14 protein-coding genes are annotated in these 21,381 nt (G+C 73.1%); 10 read left to right on the plus strand and 4 right to left on the minus strand.

Annotated features, from left to right (window positions below):
• Window positions 1–342 precede the first annotated feature (342 nt).
• Together LXT23_RS00530 and LXT23_RS00535 are read left to right on the plus strand one after the other, a co-directional pair.
• The gene (locus tag LXT23_RS00530) at window positions 343–1,866 is read left to right on the plus strand and encodes a Do family serine endopeptidase (protein WP_253978057.1); all 1,524 of its coding nucleotides are present in this window, start codon (window positions 343–345) and stop codon (window positions 1,864–1,866) included.
• Between the two features lie 147 nt (window positions 1,867–2,013).
• Window positions 2,014–6,036 carry a serine/threonine-protein kinase gene (locus tag LXT23_RS00535; protein ID WP_253978058.1) on the plus strand — a complete coding sequence of 1,341 codons (4,023 nt, stop codon included), beginning with the start codon at window positions 2,014–2,016 and terminating at the stop codon, window positions 6,034–6,036.
• Here the strand turns inward: LXT23_RS00535 and LXT23_RS00540 are convergent.
• Window positions 6,020–7,846, minus strand: coding sequence for an OPT/YSL family transporter (locus LXT23_RS00540; protein ID WP_253978059.1), 1,827 nt, complete (start codon window positions 7,844–7,846; stop codon window positions 6,020–6,022). The two genes, LXT23_RS00535 and LXT23_RS00540, sit on opposite strands and share 17 nt — an antisense overlap.
• A complete protein-coding gene (locus LXT23_RS00545) occupies window positions 7,843–10,104 on the minus strand; it encodes a PAS domain-containing protein (protein ID WP_253978060.1) in 2,262 nt (753 codons plus the stop codon). The genes LXT23_RS00540 and LXT23_RS00545 overlap by 4 nt, the downstream gene beginning before the upstream one ends.
• 285 nt (window positions 10,105–10,389) lie before the next feature.
• On the opposite strand from LXT23_RS00545, the gene LXT23_RS00550 reads away from it, so the two are divergent.
• The 3 genes from LXT23_RS00550 (at window position 10,390) to LXT23_RS00565 (ending at window position 14,221) form a co-directional block, all read left to right on the plus strand.
• Window positions 10,390–11,799 carry a serine/threonine-protein kinase gene (locus LXT23_RS00550; RefSeq protein WP_253978061.1) on the plus strand — a complete coding sequence of 470 codons (1,410 nt, stop codon included), beginning with the start codon at window positions 10,390–10,392 and terminating at the stop codon, window positions 11,797–11,799.
• Between the two features lie 249 nt (window positions 11,800–12,048).
• On the plus strand, window positions 12,049–13,032 hold the full coding sequence (locus tag LXT23_RS00560; RefSeq protein WP_256560476.1) for a hypothetical protein: 984 nt from the start codon (window positions 12,049–12,051) through the stop codon (window positions 13,030–13,032).
• A gap of 202 nt (window positions 13,033–13,234) precedes the next feature.
• On the plus strand, window positions 13,235–14,221 hold the full coding sequence (locus LXT23_RS00565; protein ID WP_253978062.1) for a sensor histidine kinase: 987 nt from the start codon (window positions 13,235–13,237) through the stop codon (window positions 14,219–14,221).
• On the opposite strand, the gene LXT23_RS00570 is transcribed toward LXT23_RS00565, so the two are convergent.
• Entirely contained in the window at window positions 14,157–14,768 is a 612-nt protein-coding gene (locus tag LXT23_RS00570) for a cysteine dioxygenase (RefSeq protein ID WP_253978063.1), read from the minus strand. The two genes, LXT23_RS00565 and LXT23_RS00570, sit on opposite strands and share 65 nt — an antisense overlap.
• A 142-nt stretch (window positions 14,769–14,910) precedes the next feature.
• On the opposite strand from LXT23_RS00570, the gene LXT23_RS00575 reads away from it, so the two are divergent.
• From LXT23_RS00575 to LXT23_RS00595, 5 genes are all read left to right on the plus strand, one after another.
• Window positions 14,911–16,428 (plus strand): FAD/NAD(P)-binding protein, encoded by a 1,518-nt coding sequence (locus tag LXT23_RS00575; protein WP_253978064.1) that lies wholly within the window; start codon window positions 14,911–14,913, stop codon window positions 16,426–16,428.
• A 126-nt stretch (window positions 16,429–16,554) separates the two neighbouring features.
• Window positions 16,555–17,865, plus strand: coding sequence for a hypothetical protein (locus LXT23_RS00580; protein WP_253978065.1), 1,311 nt, complete (start codon window positions 16,555–16,557; stop codon window positions 17,863–17,865).
• 50 nt (window positions 17,866–17,915) lie between these two features.
• On the plus strand, window positions 17,916–18,521 hold the full coding sequence (locus tag LXT23_RS00585; RefSeq protein ID WP_253978066.1) for a hypothetical protein: 606 nt from the start codon (window positions 17,916–17,918) through the stop codon (window positions 18,519–18,521).
• Window positions 18,518–19,531, plus strand: a complete 1,014-nt coding sequence (locus LXT23_RS00590) for a hypothetical protein (protein ID WP_253978067.1) — start codon at window positions 18,518–18,520, stop codon at window positions 19,529–19,531. Before LXT23_RS00585 ends, LXT23_RS00590 begins: the two co-directional genes overlap by 4 nt.
• A 114-nt stretch (window positions 19,532–19,645) precedes the next feature.
• The gene (locus tag LXT23_RS00595) at window positions 19,646–20,509 is read left to right on the plus strand and encodes an alpha/beta fold hydrolase (RefSeq protein ID WP_253978068.1); all 864 of its coding nucleotides are present in this window, start codon (window positions 19,646–19,648) and stop codon (window positions 20,507–20,509) included.
• Here the strand turns inward: LXT23_RS00595 and LXT23_RS00600 are convergent, their stop codons facing one another.
• Complete coding sequence (locus LXT23_RS00600) at window positions 20,510–21,295, minus strand: 2-keto-4-pentenoate hydratase (protein WP_253978069.1); 786 nt, start codon at window positions 21,293–21,295, stop codon at window positions 20,510–20,512. It abuts the gene before it with no gap.
• Window positions 21,296–21,381 lie beyond the last annotated feature (86 nt).

Raw genomic sequence — 21,381 nt, forward strand, 5'->3', positions numbered from 1 at the left:
GTCCTGCCCCGCGGAGAAATGCCCCGGCTGGGGCAGTTTGCCACGCCCCATTTCGCCCCTTCGAGGCGGGGAAGGCCGCGGGCCCAGAGGGAAACCACCCCGCGTGAGGCGTTGGCCCACGGGCTGCAATGTCACCCGGCATCGGTTCGGGCGTGGGGCCTTCGCACGATGGGCCCCAGGCAATGAATGACCGCCGCGAGGAGTCGGGGGACGCCACGCGGGTGGACATCATCAGCACCCCTCCAAGGTGGGGCGCGCCGGGCGTCGGCTCCACGCTCGAACCGAGACTTCTATCCCTCTCCGGCCGGGAAGCACCTCCGGCCCGCTCAAGGAGAACGACCGATGGCCTGCTCGCTCCCGTCTCGCCGCTTCCTCAGCGCCCTGGCCCTCCTTCCCGCCGCCACGCTCGTCGCATGCGGTGGACAGGCCCAGGGCTCTTCCCAGGCTTCCGCCAACGCCGCGGCCACCCCGCCCGCGGTGAAGGCCGCCGCGGCTCCAGCGCCCACGCCGCCGGCCTCACCCAACGTGCCCGCGCAGCAGGCGCTCTACAGCCCCGCGGCCTCCGGTGCGCCCGGCACGCTCACCTCGCTGGCGCCGCTGGTGGACGCGGTGAAGGGCGCCGTCGTCAACGTGGAGGTACAGGCGCGGCCCAAGCGCATGTCCGGCATGCAGCGGCTGCCGCCCGGCTTCGGGGAGCGCTTCGGCATGCCGCCCGGCATGGGCGGCTTCGAGGGCCAGACGCCGCCGCGCCAGGGCGCGGGCTCCGGCTTCATCATCGACGCGTCGGGCACGGTGCTCACCAACAACCACGTGGTGCAGGACGCGGACGTGGTGCGCGTGAAGCTGGATGACGGCCGCGCCTTCGACGCGGAGGTGCTGGGAAGAGACCCGCTCACCGACGTGGCGCTGCTGAAGATGAAGAACGCGCCGGCCAACCTGCCCGCCGTGCCGCTGGGCGACTCGGACGTGCTGCGCGTGGGCGACGCGGTGATGGCCATCGGCAACCCGTTCGGCCTGGCCTCCAGCGTCAGCGCGGGCATCCTCTCCGCCCGGGCGCGCGACATCCACGCCGGCCCCTACGACGAGTTCCTCCAGACGGACGCCGCCATCAACCCCGGCAACTCCGGCGGGCCGCTCTTCAACATGAAGGGCGAGGTGGTGGGCATGAACACGGCCATCATCGGCGGCGCCACCGGCATCGGCTTCGCGGTGCCCAGCAACCTCATCCGTGGGCTGCTGCCGCAGCTGCAGGACAACGGCGTCGTCCGGCGTGGCTACCTGGGCCTGTCCATCCAGGACCTCACCCCGGAGCTGGCGCGCGCCATGGGCGTGCAGGCGACGAAGGGCGCCGTCGTGGCGGGCCTCACCCCGAACGGCCCCGGCGCCCGCGCCGGCCTGCGCGAGGAGGACATCATCACCTCCGTGGAGGGCAAGCCGGTGGACTCGGCCGGAGTGCTCACCCGCACGGTGGCCCTGCTCAAGCCGGACAGCCGCGTGAAGGTGGAGCTCCTGCGCGGGGGCAAGCCGCAGACGGTGGAGGTGACGCTGGGCACGCGGCCGGCCATGCAGGGCGAGGAGGAAGTCGCGCCGCGCAATGCCCAGGCGACGGCCCCGCGCCGGCTGGGCGTGCAGCTGTCCCAGACGCAGGACGGCGTGCAGGTGATGGCGGTGGAGCCCGGCAGCCCCGCCGAGCGCGCGGGCCTGGTGCCCGGCATGGTGCTCGTCCAGGTAGGGGACCAGAAGATTGGCAGCGCGGAGGACGTGTCTCGCGCCCTCAACGCGGCCAAGTCCGGCGACGCCCTGCTGCTGCGCGTGCGCGCCCCCAACTCGGACACCGCCCTGCTGCGCGCGGTGGAGGTGCCGTAGTCCGGCTCGAGCCGCTCCCCTGGGCAAAGTGCAAAGGCACCCCGGTCCAAGGTCCGGGGTGCACCGGTAGGGGACGACCCACCGCGTCCTGGCCCGCGGGCCCGCCGGAATCTGACTCGCGGGGGCACCTGACGTAGAGTGCCCTCCGTGCCGCGCTGTCAGACATGTGGGCGGCGCTGGGAAGGTTCCCACGCGCCATGCCCACCGGGTCCGCCCCTGGCCGGGGGGAGCGCCGCATTGTCCGACGTGCTCACCCCCCTGCCCGTCATCCCGGGCTACCAGGTGGAGCGCGTCGTGGCGCACGGCGGCTTCGGCGTGCTGCTGGGCGCCTGGCGGGCCTCGGACGGCAGGCGCGTGGCCATCAAGCTGGCGCGCGGCGGCAGCGTGCTGGGCCGCGCGCAGCTGGTGCGCGAGGCAGAGGCCCTGCGCGTGCTGGGCCCTCCCACCGTGCCCGCCCTGTACGAGTTCGGCACCCTGACCACCGGCGCGCGCTTCCTCGCCATGGAGTACCTGCCCCTGCCCACGCTGGCGGACCGGCTGGCGCGCGTCTCCGGGCCGCTGCGCGGTGACGAGCTGGCGGCGCGCGCCCTGGCGGTGGTGGACACGGCGGCCCAGGTCCACGCGCGGGGGCTGACGCACTGCGACTTGAAGCCGGAGCACCTCTTCCTGGACGACGTGTCCGGCCGTGTGCGCGTCTTCGACTTCGGCCTGGTGCGCGGCACCTCCACGGAGGCGGTGGCGCTGCCCGTGGGGTCCACCTCCAGCGACAACTCCGGCTTCGCCGGCACCGCGGAGTACATGGCCCCCGAGCAGTGCGCGGGCAACGCGGACGTGGACCCGCGCACGGACGTGTACGCGCTGGGCGTGCTCCTCTACGAGCTGCTCACCGGCCGGCCGCCCTTCTTCGGCCCCACCCCGGACGTGCTCCAGGCCCACCTGTCCCTGCGGCCCCCGCCGCCGTCGGACTTCGCGCCGGTGCCACCCGCGCTGGAAGAGGTCGTCCTGCGCTGCCTCGCCAAGGAGCGCGCCCGCCGCCCGGAGGACGCCACCGCCCTGGCCACCGTGCTGCGCGAGGCCTTCGAGCACGCGCGCCACCCGGCGGAGCCGGCCTCGCTCCGGCCCGCGGCCCCCGGAGAGCCCCGCCCCGCGCAGGTGCGCCGCTCCGTCGCCGTCCTCTTCCTCACCTCGCGCGCCAACCCCGTGTCGCTCCAGAAGGCCCTGGGCTCCTACGGCGGCCACATGGCCTTCACGGACGGGCCGCGCATCGCCGCCGTCTTCGACCCGGACGTGGGGGAGAACCCGGTGCGCCGCGCCATGCGCGCCGCGGAGGGGCTGGCCGAGCGGGGCCTGTCCCCCGGCGCGCTGGTGGACGTGTCCGCCGTCACCGTGCAGCGCCGCCCCACCGGCACCCCGCGCTACCTGGGCGCCATCCTCTCGCGCGAGGACCGCTACCCCACCGGCCCGGACGCGCACGGGCTGCTGCTGTCCCCCGCCGCCGCGGAGGCCGTGCCGGAGGTCCCCTGCATGGAGGTGCCGGGCCTGCGTGGCCTGCTGCGCCCCGCGCCCCCGGGAGCGGCGCCGCGCCCGGACATCACCGTCCTCCAGCTGGGCAGCGAGGTGCTGGTGGGCCGCGAGGCGGAGCTGGCCTCGCTGCTGGAGAGCGCGCGCTCCGCGGTGGGCGAGGCCGCGCCCACGCTCGTCACGGTGCTGAGCGAGCGGGGCCACGGCAAGAGCCACCTCGCGGCCACGCTGGCGCGCCGGCTCCAGGCCATGCTGCCCCATGCGCGGGTGTACTCCACGCGCTCGCGCGAGCCGGTGCAGGGCGACCCGGACGGCACCCTGCGCACGCTCTTGCGCTGCGCGCTCACCGCCTTCGAGCGGGAGGACACGGACACGGAGGAGCAGGGCCGCACCGCCATCCACCAGCGGCTGGGCCCCACGCTGGGCTCCGAGCTGTGGCCCGGCGTGGCCGCCTCCCTGGGCTGGTATGCGCCCGGCGGGCCGGAGCTGCAGAGCTGGGCGGCGGCCCCTGGCGCGCTGCGCTCGCTGGCCATGCGCGCCACCGGCGAGCTGCTGGCGGCCAACGCCCGCGAGCGCCCGCTGTGCCTCGTCATCGACGATGCGCACTTCGCCGAGGAGACGGCGCTGGACGCGCTGGAGTACGCCTGCCTCGCCGAGGCGAGCGTCCCGCTGTGGGTGTGCGTGCTGGCGCGGCCGGGCTTCGAGAAGAGCCGCCCCACCTGGGGCACCCGCGCCGCGCGGCAGGCCACGCTGTCTTTGCCCGCGCTGCCGGCGGACCAGGCGCAGGCGCTGTGCCGCATGCTGCTCAAGCCGGTGGAGAACGTGCCCGCGCAGGCGGTGGAGCGCATCGTCGAGCGCGCCCAGCACGTGCCCCTCTACGTGGTGGAGCTGGTGCGCGGCCTCAAGCGCCAGGGGCTGGTGCGCCAGCGCGCGCCCGGCGGCAGCTGGTACCTCGTCACCGACGGGCTGGAGAAGGTACCCGAGCTGCGGCTGGTGGAGTGGCTGGCGGACCGCGAGCTGGGCGCGCTGCCTCCGTCGCTCGCCGCGCACGCGCGGCTGTGCGCCCTGCTGGGCACGGACTTCACCGCCGCGACGGCGGAGGGCGTGGTGCGGGAGCTGGAGCGCGACGGCGCCGCGGGCGGCTTCCCGCTGGACGCGGGCCACGCCACCCGGCGCCTGCTCGACTCCGGCCTGCTGGTGGCCCACCGCCAGGAGGGCTTGAGCTTCCGTAACGAGCTCTTGCGCGAGGCCGTGGCCTCCACCCTGCCCGCCGCCGAGCGCCAGCGCATCCACCACGCCGCGTACCGCTACTACCTGGGCCCGGCGGGGGCCAGCGAGCGCCAGCGCCTGCCCCGCCTGGCCCTGCACGCCGCCGCCGCCGGCCTGCGGGACGAGGCCGCCGCGCTCTCCATCGACCTGGCGGAGTCCGCACGCGGCCGTCACGCCTTCCTCGACGCGGAGGCCATGTACACGCGGGCGCTGGAGCTCCTGGAGGCCTCGGACGAGCTGCGCTGCCTCACCGCGCTGCGCGGCCGGGGGCTGATGCGCATCCGCATCGGCCGGTATGACGACTCGCTGGCGGACTTCGCCGCCGCGCGCGAGCGGGCCCGGCTGCTGGGCGACGCGCGCACGGAGGTGGAGCTGCTGCTGGACGAGGCCATGGCGCTGGACTGGACGAACGACTACGCGCGCAGCGAGGGCCGCGCGCAGGAGGCCCAGGCGCTGGCGGCCCGCGTGGAGTCGCCCTATGTGCAGGCCCGGCTGCTGCTGGCGCTGGGCCGCGCCCAGTTCCGCAAGGGCGAGTGGCAGGAGGCGCGCATGCCCCTGGAGGCCGCCGCCGAGCGCGCCCGCAGGCTGGGGGACGCGGGCTACGAGACGCAGGTGGTGGCGCAGCTGCTGCTGGCCGTCATCCTCCCCAACCTGGGCGACATCGACGAGACGGACCGCGTGCTGACGGAGGTCATCGACGCGTGCACCGAGCGTGGAGACCGCTTCCACCTGGGCAGCGCCATCAACAACCGCCGCAACCTGTGGGTGGCGCGTAAAGATTTAGCCAGCGCGCTGAAGGACCAGGAGCGCTTCATGCACCTGGGCCGCGAGCTGGGCATGGTGGGCTGGGAGTACTTCGCCGAGCACAACCTGGGCGAGCTGCACTACCAGGCAGGCGACGTGGACGCCGCGGCGCCGCACATCGCCCGGGCGATTGCGCTGGAGCGCCGGCACCCGGAGGTGGCGTCGCGCCCGTGGGCGCTGCTGCTGCAGGCGCGGGCCATGGCATGGACGAGCCGGCACACGCGCGCGAGGGAGGTCCTGGCCCAGGTGCGGCAGGTGCTGGCGGACGGCGGGCAGTCGGTGGAGCTGAGCCCCTCCGAGGAGGTGCTCTTCGCCATGGTGGAGCTGGCCACGCGCGACGCCCCGGCGGACGAGTGGCGGGCGCTGCGCGAGCGCTCGGCCCAGGTGTCCGTGGAGCAGGAGCCCCTGGAGGTGCTGGAGATGATGGGGCTGGCGGCGCTGCGCCGGGGCGACGTTGGCGAGGCCTCGCGCGTGCTGCACGAGGCCCTGGAGCGCGCCATCCACGTGCCCAACCTCATGGAGGGCCGCATCCGCCGCGCGCTGGAGCGGGTGAGGGACGTCACCCCTGCTGCATGAGTCCCAGCGCAATCAGCGCGGCGATGAGCACCCCGGTGAGGGACTCGCCAGCGATGGCGCCCGTGCCCAGCGTGGACACGTTCCGGTCCGTCGCGTCCGGCCAGCGTCGGCGCGCCAGTGCCACCCCCACGGCGCCCAGGCAGATGGACACCGCGTAGAAGGGAGGGAGGATGAAGCCGATGCCCATGGCGAACGGCAGCGGCAGCCACTTCGCCACCCGGCCTCGCGCCGCCACCGTCAGCAGCGCCCCCACCCCGGCGGCCACGAGCGTGGCCAGGCCCGCGTGCGGCGGTAGCCCTCCCAGGCCCCGCACGGCCAGCTCCGCCACCGCGTGGAACTGGCGCGCGAAGGGCGCGGGCAGCTCCTGTGAGCCCACGCCATACGCCTTGGCCAGCAGCAGGTAGGCCGGCACCGCCACCACCGAGCCCGCGAGCACGCCCACCAGCTGCGCGACCAGCTGCCGGCGCGGCGTGGCCCCCAGCAGGTGGCCCGCCTTGAGCGACCACATGCTGACGCCCGTCTGGGCCGCCGCGCCCGACGTCACCGCCCCCGACGTCACGTTGGGGCCCAGCGCCCCGGGCAGCAGGCCACCGAAGAGGACCTGCGCAATCTGGCCCATCGTCGACACCGGCGAGACGTCCACCTGCCCCGCGCTCCGCGCGCACACCGCGCACAGCGGCAGCACGAGCACCAGCGCCAGCAGCATGTACGGCACGCCCAGCCCGAAGAGGGAGGCGCCCAGCGCCACGGCCAGCGCGCACGCCGCCAGCCCCGCGCCCACGGCCCAGCGCGGCAGCGCGCCGCCACCGCCCGTGCGGCCCAGCGCGCCCATGTCCTTCGCGGCCCCCAGGAAGTCTCGCGCCTGCGCCAGCACGGCCGCGAGCGACGAGCCCAGCAGCAGTCCCACGCCCGGCCAGGTGAGCCACGTGCCCATGTCCCCCGTGTAGCCGCCGGCCTTCAGCGCGCCCGAGCCCTCCAGCCAGGGCGCGAGCACGCCCCACCCCACCACCGCCCCGGCCAGGATGCTCAGCGACAGGTGCAGGCCCGTCATCATCCCGATGGCCAGCAGCATGGGGCTCCACCCCACGCCCCAGCCGAGCGTGGCGAACGGCACACCGCCCACCGAGCCCGGCAGCGCCGTCATTCCCGGCAGGACCTTGACGGCATCCCGCAGCACGGTGACGGCCACGGACACCCCGGCCACCGCCGACAGCAGCCACCCGCTCCGGCCGGTGGAGGCCTGGGGCTGCGAAGGCGCGTGCATGGCGGTGATCAGCTCCGCGGTGGCGATGCCGGTGGGAAAGGGCAGCGCCTCCTCCACCACCAGCCTGCGGCGCAGCAGGTGCGCGGCCAGCACGCCCAGCGTGCCCAGCGCCACGCTCCACAGCGCCACGCCCCAGCCGGGCACGGAGACTCCCAGCAGCGTCAGCGCGGGAAGCGCGCCCAGGAGGCCCGCCGCCGCCGGCATCGCGCCCACCGAGGACGCGGCCGTCTGGGTGATGTTGTTCTCCAGCGGCGTGTACGGCGAGCCCTGGCGGCGGGACACCGTCGCCAGCGCGCCGAAGCCCAGCACCGCCGCGACGAGCGAGCCGCTCTCCCACCAGCCAATCTTCAGCCCCATGTACACGTTGGTGACGGACAGCAGCCCGCCGATGAACAGGCCCACCGCCACCGAGCGCACCGTCAGCTCACGCGGCGCGGGCGCCTCGGGCACCACGGCGGCCACCGGGGCCAGGCGGGGCGCGGCTCCGGAGGCCGGCGAGTCTGGCGCGAGTGAGTCGGACACGGCGGGGCTCGGGGTCGGGCTCATCGCCCGGCCTCGGCGGAGCGTCCCACCAGCTCACGCAGCTGCGTGAGGTCCAGCGGCTTGGAAATCTTGAGGTTCGGCACGTCGCGCAGGAACGACACCGTGCGCGGGGTGAAGGCACCTCCTGTCATGAACACCATGCGTCCTGCTTGCTCCGGGGCGCAGCGGCCCAGCTCGTTGTAGAGGTCCATGCCCGTCATCCCGGGCATCATCACATCACACAGGATGAGGTCGAAGCGCCCGCCCTCGCTCACCAGCCGCAGCGCGGCCTGGGCGCTGTTCGCCGTCGCCACCTCATGGTCCGCCGCCAGCGAGCGCTGCAGCGCCAGCGTCACGTTGGGCTCGTCGTCGACGACGAGGATCTTCGCCCGCGCGTTGGCCTGCATGGCCGCGGACAGGCGCGGCAGCACCTCCAGCTCGCGGGTTGCGGCGCACAGCACCACCCTGAACGTACTGCCCCGGCCGGGCTCGCTCTCCGCCTGGATGGAGCCACCCATGGACTCGATGATGCCGTGGCAGATGGACAGCCCCAGCCCCGTGCCCACGCCCACCGGCTTGGTCGTGAAGAACGGGTCGAAGATGCGGCCCAGCACCTCCGGCGACATCCCCACGCCGGTGTCGCGCACCTCCACCACCACCCGGCCCCGCTCACCCGCGCGGATGACCACGCGGATTTCGTGGTCCTGCGCCGCGGGGCCCTCCTCGGGAATGGCCTGCGCCGCGTTGAGCAGCAGGTTGAGGAACACCTGGCACAGCCGGGACTCGCTGGCCTCCACCGGGGCCACCGGCTCGAACTCCGTCACCAGCCGCGCGCGGTGGCGGATGACGTTGTCCGCCATCTTGCACGCCAGCTCCACCGCCCGGCGCACGTCCACCGGCATCAGCCGCGTCTCCTGCTCGCCGCGCGCGAAGACCTTCAAGTCCCTCACAATGGTGGCGATGCGCTCCGCGCCCTCCGTCGTCTCGCGCACCAGCTGCTGCAGCGAGGCGATGGGCGCCGCGGGCGCCTGGCTCTCCAGCCGGTCCAGCCCCTCGCGGATGAGGTGCAGGTTGACGAGCATGTAGGCCAGCGGGTTGTTGATTTCGTGCGCCACGCCCGCGCCCAGCGTGCCCACCGACGCCAGCCGGTCCGCCACCACCAGGTGCGCCTGGAGCTGCTTGCGCTCCGACGTGTCGCGGTGGACCATGATGTTGGCGATGGAGCGCCCCTCGCTGTCGCGCAGCGGCACCACCACGGACTCGCACCAGCACGTGGTGCCGTCCCTGCGGCGGAACTCCAGCTCTCCCGACCAGCGCCCCTGCTCCTCCAGCGCGGTGAGCACCTGGCTGGTGAGCCGGTCCGGCTCCCCGGGGTGCAGCACGCTGAAGAGCGTCTGGCCCAGCGCCTCCGACTTGTGGCGCCCGAACATCCGCTCCGCGCTGGTGTTCCAGTCGATGATGCCGCCGCTCAGGTCGATGATGACCACGCCGTCGTAGATGCTCTCGAAGATGAGCGACTGGCGCTGCAGCTCCTGCTCGGCCTGCTTGCGCGCGGTGATGTCCATCACCGTGCCCGTCACCCGCGCGGGCATGCCGGACGCGTCGCACAGCACGTCACCCTTGCAGGAAATCCAGCGCCAGCCGCTGCCCTGCGTCTCAATCCGGTACTCCACGTCCACCGGCGTCTTCTTCTCCAGGGCGATGCTCAGCGTGGCGCGCACCCGCGTCAGGTCCGCCGGGTGCACCACCTCCGCCAGGTCCATGGCCCGCCCGGACAGCTTGCCCACCGCCAGCCCCAAGAGCCGGTCCACCTGCTCGCTCCACGTCACCTGGCCGCTCAGCGCGTTCCAGTCCCAGATGCCCACGCGCGCGGCGGACAGCGCCTGCCGCAGTTGCTCCTCGCGCTGCTCCAGTACCTCCCGCTTGGAGAAGCGGAACACCGTGACGGTGCCAATCTGCAGCCTGTCACCTTCCTGCAGCTCGGCGGTGGTGACGGGCACGCCGTTGAGCAGCGTGCCGTTGGTGGACTCCAGGTCCGTCACGTGGCACGCGCCCTCGTCCGTGCGGATGATGCGGGCGTGCTTGCGGGACACCCCGTGGTCGTCGATGCGCACGGTGGCGTCGGAGCCACGGCCGATGACGTGCTCTCCCGGCTCCAGGCGGTACGCCTTGCCGATGGCGGCCGGGGTGGTGGTGCTGATGAGGATGAGGCAGGCACCGGTTGAAGACGGCGGAGCCAAGGCGAGGCCCGCGCACGTGGTGAGGTCGTCCAGCGTCGTCATGTCGATGCCCCCCGGCGCCCGCGTACGGCCCCAGCCCACCCGCCCGACCCCTGCCTCTCCGCGTGTCGCCACACCCAGGAATCCAGCAGCCCCGGGCACTGCACGTCCAATCCCCCGGGGTGTGGTGGGCCGCCCGATCATAAGCCAGCCGACACCCTGTCTGCCCGGGGGGCTCCCGGCTGATGGGTGGTGAACGCACGGGCCTGGTTGGCGCGGCGCGGCGAGCCTCCGGGGCCCGGCCCGTGCAGCGGGAGTCCGGAGGAATGGTGGTAGAGTGGTCCACCCATGGCGGCGGATTCCGAGAGCACCTTCCGCATCCAGGCCCGGGCGGACCTCAGCTCCTTCGAGCGGGAGCGCGGAGATACGCCCCGGTCTGAGCGCGGCCCAGGAACGCTGGCCGGTGAGTACGTCCTCAAGGCACTGCTGGCCTCTGGCGGCCACGGCAGCGTCTATGAAGCGGAGCACCGGATTCTCGGCCGCAGGGCCGCGGTGAAGGTCCTCCATCCGCACCTGGCCGACCAGGGCGAGATGCTCAAGCGCTTCGTGCGCGAGGCGCGGGTGGTGAATCAAATCCACCACCCCAACATCGTGGACGTGTACGACTTCGGGCTGATGCCGGACGGCAGTCCGTACTACGTCATGGAGCTGCTGACCGGGCGCACGCTGAGCCAGGTCGTCCAGGAGCGCGGCAGGCTGTCGGCCTCGCGAGCGCTCGCCTACCTGGAGCCCGTCTGCGCGGCGCTGGACGCGGCCCACCGCGCGGGCGTCGTCCACCGCGACCTGAAGGCCAGCAACATCCTCGTCATGGAGGAAGGTGAGCGGCCCCGGGTGAAGCTCCTGGACTTCGGCATCGCCAAGCTGATGCACGCGGAGCCCTCGCAGGAGGGGCTCACCATCGCCGGCCAGCGGCTGGGCACCGCGCACGCCATGGCGCCGGAGCAGTTCCGCGGGGGGGCCATCGGTCCGCACACGGACATCTACGCGCTGGGCGTGCTGCTGCACCAGCTGCTCACCGGCCGCTATCCCTTCCAGTGCGAGGACCGGCTGGAACTGGAGCGGCTGCACCTGGAGGCCCCCGCGCCCAGGCCCAGCGCCATCGCCCCGGTGTCGCCCGCGGTGGACGCGGTGGTGCTGCGCTGCCTGGAGAAGGACGGCAGCCGCCGCTACGGCAGCGCGGGCGTCTTCCTCGCCGCGCTCAGCGAGGCCGCCGAGGAGCCGGTGCAGCCCGCCCGCCGCACCCGCCTGGCGCTCGCCGTCCATGCGGAGGTGGTGCTGGCCTCGTCCGTCCAGGACGACGACGCCGTCTACGCCGTGCTCGCGGACGTGCTGGATGGCCTCGAGCAGGGCCTGCGCGGCGGAGGCTTCCTCCTCGCGCTCCAGTCCGGCACCAGCCTCCTCGCCGTGCGCCCGCTGGAGAACGGCGCGCCCAGCCCGGAGCGCACCGCGTACCTGCGCGAGGCGGAGAACTCGCTGCGCATCCTCCAGCAGGCCGCGCAGAAGCTCGCCGACCCCATCGATGCCCGCGTCCACCTCTGCATCCACCTGGGCCAGGCCGAGACGCGCGGCGACTCCGGCGAGTCCGAGGTCGTGGGCGGCCCCGTCACCGATGTGGGCGCCTGGAAGCTCCGGACGGAGGAAGGCTTCGCCCTCACCCCGGCGGCCTCCCTGGCTTTGGAATTCCCGGAACCTGCGTAGAACCCCTTAGAGTGTGAAGGACAGTTGAGCCGGCTTCAGCCGGACTCCTGCCCGTTTTGCACCACACACTCTGGGTGTTTTCGGGAAGACCTATACGGCAATGTTCTCACTTCACCGTATTTCCCCTTATGGGAAAACCCGTCAAGCTGGCCTCACTTGCCAGTTACAGCGTCATTTAGCGGTCTAGCTGGAATTGGCAAGTGACAAGGCGGCCGGCCCCACCGGTCGCCGCAAACGGGGGAAATCGTCATGCGCCACACGCCAGCCTCGCTGTATGGAAACGTATGCACTGTCAGTCTCAGCCGGACCCGCCGCTGGCTTCTGGGAGGGTTGCTGAGCCTGACACTGGGGGTGGGGGGTGGCGGGTGTGGACCGGGGGCGGAGCTGGAGGTGGGGGTTGATCCGCTGGGGGTGATTCAGGCGGAGGAGGCGGCCGCGAACGGGCTGTCCACCAATGGCCTGTCGACGAATGGCCTGTCCACCAACGGCCTGTCGACGAATGGCCTGTCCACCAATGGCCTGTCCACCAATGGGTTCTCCACGTGGTTCAACCAGAACCCGGCGAACGCGGCGGCGCTGATGCAGTACGTGGTGAGGTGCGCGGTGGCAGCGGGGCAGACGCGGACCTATACGAACCCGGTGACGGGTGTCACGTACACCTGGGCGGGCAGCCTGGGGCTGGCGCCGGGCTGGGCTTCCGGCGCGGCCGCGACGGAGCTGGAGCAGGAGGTGGTGTCCGCCTGCCTGGCGGCGCATGCCAACAAGTACGGCATCCACATCCCCATCTCCGTGCTGGGCCGCACCGCGACGAACACGCCCATCCCCTACACGGCCTATGAGCTGGCGACGTACAGCGAGAAGGAGGCGTGCTTCTTCGGCAACCTCTTCAATGGTGACGGCATCTACGCGGCCAACGACCAGGGCTACCTCAGCGCGAGCGAGAGCACCGCGCGCGCCTGCGGACTGTCGTCGAGTGCCACGCAGTCGGACTGCCCGCCCATCGTCCACGTGGGCCGGTGCTCGGAGCTGTGCGAGCGGGCGGGGACCACGACGGACCCGAAGCCGTACTACCTGCGGTGCACGTACAACGGGAGGAACTACCGGCCCATCGTCACGCGCATCCGGCCGCAGGAAATCTACACGTGCGGCGACGGCACGTGTCAGTTCACCGAGCACTGCGGCACCGGTACCGCGTACAACAACTGCAAGTCGGACTGCGGTAGCTGCCCCTGAGCCGCGGCATCCACTCTCCAACGCTGTCCTCCGACGAACGGGAGGCCGGTCCGCGAGCACCCTGGCAGGGCAGCGCGGGCCGCTTCGTCCCCTCACCTCTGGTCCCTTGCTCCCTACCCTGACGCCGGTGTTGACTGCCCCCCCGTCTGCCGCGAGCCAGGGCCTCGCCGAGCGCAGACGCGGGACGCCGGAGCTGGACGCGATGACGCTGCGAGCGAGGGTGCTGCTGATGTCGGCGATGGCGCGGCGCCGCGGCACGCTCAGGCGCGCCTTCGACGCCCTCCAGGGCCCCACCATGGGCGGTGTCCGCCCCCGCGCCCCGCGCGAAGAAGCCGAGCAGCTGGAGGCCACCGTCCGCGAGCGGACCGCCGCCCTGGAAGCCGCCAACGCCAAGCTGTCCCGCAGCCTGGAGCAGCTGCGCGCCACCCAGGCCCAGCTGCTCTTCGCGGACCGCCTCATCGCGCTCGGGCGCATCGCCGCGGGCGTGGGCCACGAAATCAACAACCCCCTCGCCTTCATCCTCAGCAACCTCGAGTACATCCACCAGGAGCTCCAGCAGAAGGAGCGCCTGTCCGAGCAGGAGCGGCAGGAAGTCCTGGAGGCCCTCGCCGAGACGCGCGACGGCGCCGAGCGCATCCGGCTCATCGTGAGGGATTTGCAGACGCTGTCCCGCGCCGAGGACGTGGGCACCGGCCCCTCGGACCTGGCGGCGGTGCTGCGCACGGCGGCGAAGATGGCCATGCACGAGCTGCGTCACCGCGCGCGCCTCGTCGTCGAGTGCGAGGGCCTTCCCCCCGTCCAGGGCAGTGGCTCGCGGCTGGGCCAGGTCTTCCTCAACCTGCTGCTCAACGCCGCCCAGGCCATTGCCCCCGGCAACGTGGAGGAGAACGAGGTGCGCGTGGTGGCCCGCCCCGCCCTGCCCGGCCGCGTGGAGGTGGAGGTTCGCGACACCGGCTGCGGCATCGCCCCCGAGCACCGCGACCGCATCTTCGACCCGTTCTTCACCACCAAGCCGCTCGGCGTGGGCACCGGCCTGGGGCTCGCGGTGTGCCATGGCATCATCACCTCCCTGGGCGGCACGCTCACGGTGGACAGCGAGCCCGGCCAGGGCAGCACCTTCCGCGTCACATTGCCCGTGGCCGGCGCTTTCGCGCAGCCGCCGCGTCAGCAGGCGGACGCGGCGGCCTGAGCACCCCGCGCAGCTCCAGCCGCGCGTCAAGCCCCGGCGTCACGCTCGTGTCGTACCGGGTCATTCCCACCATGGGTGGCGCGTACACGTGCAGCGACACGGCCCCGTGGCGGGACGCGTTGTGGATGCGGTGGATGGTCTCCGACTGCTCCAGCAGGAAGTCCCCCTCATCCGCGTCTACCGCGCCATCCTGGAGCAGCCGGTCTCCGCCCCACGCATAGCGCGTCTCGCGAAGCCGGCCGCGCAAGAGCCAGGACACGCCCGAAGAGCCGCCATGGTCATGCACGTGGGAGACCTGGCCCGGCAGCCAGCACACCAGCAGCAGCTCGCACGCGTCCGTGCGGGCGAGGACGCGGCGCGCGTAGGAGGCAGGCTCGAAGTGGACGAGTGACTCCAGCAGCCGCCAGTCGGGCTTGCTGGAGCGCAGCCGCTCCATCAGCCACTCCACCGAGGGAATCTCTTCCGCCTGCTGAGGGAGCGACCAGCCAAGCAGCTCCTCGACGTCCGGACATTCCCCGCTTCGTTCCTCGGTGGCGTGCTCGCGCATGGTGTCTCCGGGGTGTACGTCGGAGTGTGAACACCGACCCACCCCTCGGCCAGGGAGGAGCAATGCAGACCCAGGTGTGACGCCTGGACAGTGGGCGGGCGGTGAGGATGCCGTTGACGGGGTGGCGACATACGATTGCCCGGTGCGAGCACAGAGCTGTTGGGACGTGGCCATCATCGGTGGGGGGGCCAGCGGGACGCTGCTGGCGATGAACCTCCTGAGAAGCGCGCGGGCGCCCTTCCGGATTGTCCTGGTGGAGCGCAGCGGACGCGTGGGCCGGGGGCTTGCGTACTCCACGGACAGCTCGCGCCATCTGCTGAACGTTCCCGCGGCGAGGATGGGCGCCTTTCCGGACGACCCGGAGCACTTCCTGCGCTGGCTGCGCCGGGAGCAGCCCGACACGGCGCCGGGCGACTTCATCCCGCGCCAGCGCTACGGCCAATATCTGGAGTCGGTGCTCGACGAGCTGGTGGCGCGCGCGCCCGCGGGCGTCCACCTGGAGACGCTCCGGGGCGAGGTGATGTCCCTGCGCGACGAGGCAGGCCGCGTGCGGCTCACGCTGTCCGGGGGTGGACAGCTCGAGGCGCGGATGGCGGTGCTGGCGCTCGGCAACGCGCTGCCCTCGGACCTGCGGGTGCCGGACGGGGGCCTGTACGCGAGCGAGCGCTACCACCGCTCACCGTGGGCCGCGGGCGCGCTGCGCGACGTGGGGCGCTGGGACTCGGTGCTGCTCATCGGCACGGGCCTCACCATGGTGGACACCGTGCTGTCGCTGGAGGAGCGGGGGCACCAGGGCGTCATCCACGCGCTGTCGCGGCACGGGCTGCTGCCGCACGTGCACCAGTCCGGCGCGCTGAACTGTCCGACGCGGTACGCGTCCCCCGGCATCCGGGACGTGCTGCGCGCGCTGCGCCAGGAGGTGCTGCGCGAGTGCGGCGAGTGGGTGGGCGCGGACGGCACGCTCCACCCCATTCCCATCCGCATCCGCGCGGTGCTGCGCATCATGCGCCAGGAGGTGCGGCGCGCGACGGAGGCGGGCGCGGACTGGCGGACGGTGGTGGACGCGCTGCGGCCGGCGACGGTGCCGCTGTGGCACCGGATGACGGAGGGTGAGCGGCGGCGCTTCCTGCGCCACCTGCGCTCGCACTGGGAGGTGCACCGCCACCGGATGGCGCCGAGCATCGGCGACACGGTGGAGCGGCTGCGGCGCGAGGGCCGGCTGAAGCTCCACGCGGCGCGCGTGCAGAGCTTCGCGCTGGAGGCGTCGGGCGTGGAGGCGCGGCTGCGGCCCCGGGGGCACGGGCGCGAGGAGGTGCTGCACGTCGACCACGTCGTCAACTGCACGGGGCCGGAGGGCTCCATCACCCGCGGCCACCCGCTGCTCCGGTCGCTGGCGGAGGCGGGGCGGGTGTGTCCGGACGTGCTGGGCATGGGCCTGGCCACGGACCCGCATGGCGCGCTGCTGGACGCGAGCGGCCTCGCCTCCGGCCGCCTCTACACGCTGGGCCCGCCGCGCCGGGGCGAGCTGTGGGAGACGACGGCCGTCCCGGAGATTCGCGGACAGGCCCGGGAGCTGGCGGACCACCTGCTGCAACGCCTCGGGCCCCCGGCCCAGGCCCGCCCGGCCATGGAGCACGTGGAGGCACTGCTTCCGCGGTGAAGCTCCGGAGCCCCTGCTCGGGTGGAGGGCACCCGGACTGGCGGTGAAGCGCGGAGGGAGTGAGCAGGAAGTCCCGGGGCCTGACGTTTCGTGCGAACCTCGGGCGCCCCCCTGGAGTTCCCCCTCATGGCCCTCAACCGTCCCCTCCTCGCCGTTGTCGGCGGCGCGCTCGCCGTCATCCTCGCGAGCCTCGGGGGCGTGGCCTACGTGACGCTGCGCACGGGGCCGCTGGCGGAGCGGCTGGTGGAGGACACACGGGCGCTGGCGCGGCGCCGCTACCCGCGCCCGTCGCATGTGACGCCCACGGTGTCCGGCACCTTCGCGCAGCAGCTGGCGCCGCTGATGGACGAAGTGCTGCGGCTGTACCGCGAGCGACCCGAGGCCTTCCAGCCCTCGGCCTCCGGGTTCCCCTGCCAGGGCTTCATCGAGGGCCGGGAGCCCGCGTCCGCGATGCCGCCGGTGTGCCGTGAGGAGTGGAAGAAGGGGCGGGAGCTGCTGGCGCGGGTGCTGGCGGCCACCCACGAGGAAGAGGGCGGCCTGCCCGAGGAGCTGGGAGACCTGGCGTCTCCGCGGCACCCTTACGCGGACACGGGCAAGCTGGCGCTGCAGTACTTCATGCGGCTGGCCTCGCTGGAGACGCGGCTGCTGCTCGAGGAGGGCCAGGCGGCGAAGGCGGTGGACACCTGCGTGGACACCCTGGCGCTGAGCCGGGAGCTGAGCCTGGGTGGGGGGCTGATAGGACAGATGGTTTCCGTGGCGGGGCATGGGTTCATGTACCGGCCCTGCGCGGCGGCGTTGGATGCGGCGCCGCTGGAGCGCAAGCGGGCGGCGGTGGCGCAGCTGTCGCGACTGGCGGAGGGGTGGCTGCCCTTCTCGCAGGTGCTGAGGCAGGAGGCCGTGACGATGCAGCTCATGCTCATGGGTGGGCTGCTGTCCCCGGAGCACCTGGCCGCGCTGCCAGCGGGGGCGAGAGACGTCGCCACGCAGATGCCGGACGTGCTGCCCGCCCCGGCCAATCCGCTCGTCGCGCGGCTCACCTGGCGGAAGCTGGTGAAGGGGTTCGACGCGCTGGTGCTGGTGGCGGACCTGGGGCCCGAGGCGCGGCGGCGGGAGTTCGAGGCGTACGACGCACGGAGTACCGGCGGACTGTTCGACATCGACGGGCCGAGCGGCGCCAGCTACGCCAGGTTCGCCGAGCGGGTGGACCTGCTGCGGCTCCAGCATGACGCGCTCATCACCCTGGCGGAGGTGGACCTGGAGCGCGCGGAGAAGGGCCGCTGGCCCCAGGGCCTGCAGCACCGGGGCACCCACTCCTTCCTGCTGGAGGCCGTGGAGCCCGGAGCCGCGAGGCTCGAGCCCTGCGTCACCGAGCTGGCCGAGCACGCGCTGCACCTCACCGCGGACCCTCCGGCGGGGGCCTGGGTACGGCAGCCCTGAGGCGGTGCGGCTTCGGCCGCATGTCAGCCCGGCGCACTACCTTTCACGTCGTGCGAACAATAGACTATCCCCTGGAGCGGCTCTATGCGGGCCAGGACTTCGACTGGGTGGTGGATACCGTGCCGGGCGTCCTCGCCTGGGTCCCCGGCAGCGCGAAGCAGCGGCATCAACAGCCCTTCCGCTTCATGGTCCACCACGAGTCCGCTCCCGGTCAGCGGGCCGAGTCGGTTCAGCTCTCGCTCCGCTGGGACCTCCAGCAGCTCTCCGTGCATGACCGGTCCGTCAAAGAACGGGCGGCTCGGATGAGGGCGGGACGCACGGCGCACCGCGAGCATGACACCGAGCTCGCCGCATATGGACTCGCCCTCGTCGCGGTCTCCGTCTTCCTTCCTGGCCGTCGCGTCGTGAGCATGCGCAAGGGCCTGCCGCCAGACCTCCTGCTGGACGTGACACCGGGGGCGCTGCGCGGGGTGGAAGTCGCGGGGCGAAGCCGGGGCGGCTCGCGGGTGCTGGAGGAACTGCGACGAGGCAATGAACGCGAAGGAGCGCCGGGCAAGCAGCCCCTGCTGCTGGCTCGCGCGGACGTGGTGGAGGCGCACCTGTCGCTCTGGTGTGCCTCGCCCCACGTCGCCGTCATGGCTAAGGTGAAGCCATGACCGCGGAGCGCTACCACCTCGGGCTGGGTGAGTCGGGGAGGCTGAAGCTCCGCGCCACCGCGCTGCTCGCGGAAGGAGGCAGCGAACGGGCCTTCGAGGCAGCCGCGCTCCTGCACGACGCGGCGCGCGCCGAGGCCAGGGCCCTGCTCACCCTGGAGCACCCCACGCCGGAGGTCCGCCTCGCCTCCGCCATCGAGCAGTGCGCCTGCCTCGTGGAAGGACTCGACCCCGTCCTGGCGTCGAGAGCCTGGGGACAGGTGCTCGAGGCCGCCGGACGGGTCCCTGAGCCACTCTCCGTCTCGATGCTCACCCGGCTGAAGCCCCGCTACTTCCGGCTGGAGTCCGCCTTCGGGGGTGCCCTGCGCAAGTCACCGCTCGTGGCCCGGCACTCGGGAAGCCTGGAGCTGCTGCGGGGAAGGGAGCGACAGCGCTACGTGCGCGAAGCCGGCCTGCTGCTCGCGCGCTTCCCGGGCACGCCGTGGCTCTGGTGGGTGTCGTGCCGCATCGAGCACCTCCAGGGCCGCCCGCGCGCGGCCTGGGACGCCATCCAGCGCGCCTGTCGGCTCGAGCCGGACAACGGCCACTACGACGCCGTGCGCCTGTGGCTCATGCCACGCGTGGTGCCCCCGAAGCAGGTGGACGCGTACCTCTCCGAGGCCTACGCCGGCATCCACCACGCCTCACCCGAGGTCTGCCTCGTCTACGCGCTGAACGAGATGGAGCTCGTCCGGCGCGGGCCCTCCGCGGGCACACCCCGGCTGGAGCGGGCCTTCGAGGCGGTGTTGCAGGGACGCAGCCGGGTCCCCGCGGAGAGCGCCATCGGCCAGTACCTCCGGGCTGCCTGGTTCCTCCTGAGCGAGCAGCTCAAGGGTGGCGAGCCCACCATCGACCTGCTCTATCGCGCGGGCTTGGGAGACCTCATCGTCGCGTCGCCCGTGGCCACCCGGAAGGACCCTTTCCGGCTCCTGAGCCAGCAGGTGACGCAGGTCATCACCCGACACGCCGCCTGAGCCGGGACTGCCCGCCCGCTCCGTACCCGGGCAGGCGGGCGGGTGCCGCAGGGCTGCCTGCATGCGACCTGGGGGCTACCTTCCTGGCAGACCTCGAACAGCCAGGGAGCGGGAATGGGCCTGCTTGCACACACGAGTCTACGCCTCGCCGAGCGCGCGGGAAGCAGACGGGGACTGGAAGGCCTGGGCGGCCTGCCCATCGGCGCGCTGCGCAGCACGTGGCACACCGTCAACGGCCTGCGCATCCACACCCGCGTCTCCGCGCAGCCCGTCCCCGGACGCGCGTGGAACGTCGTCCTGCTGCACGGCCTCGTCGCCTCCAGCACGTACATGGTGCCCACCGCCATGGGCCTCGCACCCCACTTCCGCGTCTACGCGCCGGACCTGCCCGGCTTCGGCCGCAGCCAGAAGCCCCGCCGCCCGCTCGACGTCGCCGGCCTCGCGGACTCGCTCGCCGCGTGGATGGACGCCGCCGGCCTCGCCAACCCCGCCCTCGTCGCCAATGCCTCGGGCTGCCAGTTCGCCGTGGACTTCGCCTCGCGCTACCCGGAGCGCTGCGGACCGCTGGTGCTGCTCGGGCCCTCGCTGGATGCCCGCCACCGCGCCACGCCCAGGCAGGTCATGCGCTGGCTCGCCGAGGGCGTCCGTGAGCCCGCCTCGCTCAGCGTCATCCTCGCCCAGGACTACCGCACCTTCGGCGCCCTGCGCGCCCTCAAGGCCCTGCGCTCCGCGCGCGACGATGCGCCCGAAGAGAAGCTGCCCCATGTCCGCACGCCCGTGCTCGTGGTGCGCGGCGAGAAGGACCGCATCGTCCCCCACGCCAGGGCGGAGGAGCTGGTGCGCTCCCTTCCCCAGGGACGGCTCGAGGAAGTCCCGGGCGCCAGCCACATGCTCAACTTCAACTCGCCCGAGGCCGTGGTGAAGCTCATCCGCCGCTACCTCTACGAGCTGGAGGCCCGCGGCGACGCCGCCCCGTGACTACGCCGCCGACACCGCCACGGTGCCCAGCCCCTCCACCGTGAGCTGCACCCGGTCTCCGGGCCGCAGCATGTGCGCGGCGGTGGCGGCGCCCGCCAGGACGATGCTGCCGGCCGGCAGCACCTGCCCGCGCGTCGCCAGCAGCTCGCAGAGCTGGATGACGGACACCACCGGGTCCCCGGAGATGGCGTCCGAGCGCGCCGCCTGCACCACCTCGCCATTCACGGACATCTTCATCTCCAGCCGCGTCAAATCCAGCGCGCGCGGCGGGTGCTCGGCCGTCCCCACCACGAACAGCGACGACGACGAGTTGTCCGCCACCACGTCCGGCAGGGAGAAGTACTTGAAGTCCCGGTAGCGCGAGTCGAGGATTTCCATCGCCGCGAACACCGACACGCACGCGTCCAGCACCTCGTCGCGCGTCACCTTCCCGCCCAGCTCGCGCCCCGTCCGGAAGGCAATCTCCGGCTCAATCTTCGGGTGGATGCCCTGCGCGAGCTGAATCACGCCCTCCGCCGGCACCTGCATCCGGTCCGTGAGGACGCCGTACACCGGCGAGTCCAGGTTCATCTGCCGGCGCTTGGCCTCGGACGTCAGCCCCATCTTCAGCCCCACCACGCGCTCGCCCCGGGACAGGCGCAGCCGGAGGCCCGCCTCCTGGATGGCGTACGCATCCGCCAGCGTCAGCTCCGGCCGCTCGCGGGTGAGCGGCGCCACCTCGCGACGCTCCAGCCGCGCCGAGTCCAGCGCGCCAGCCAGCTCCTGGTGGTTCACGGTCGCCGTCATCCCCTGCCCCTCTCTCTCTTTCCGGGCGCGCCCCGAAGGGCACGCCGCTTCGAATCAATGGCCGCGCAGCTTCCGGCACCCGCGCG

Source organism: Pyxidicoccus xibeiensis (genome assembly GCF_024198175.1).
Classification (GTDB): Bacteria; Myxococcota; Myxococcia; order Myxococcales; family Myxococcaceae; genus Myxococcus; species Myxococcus xibeiensis.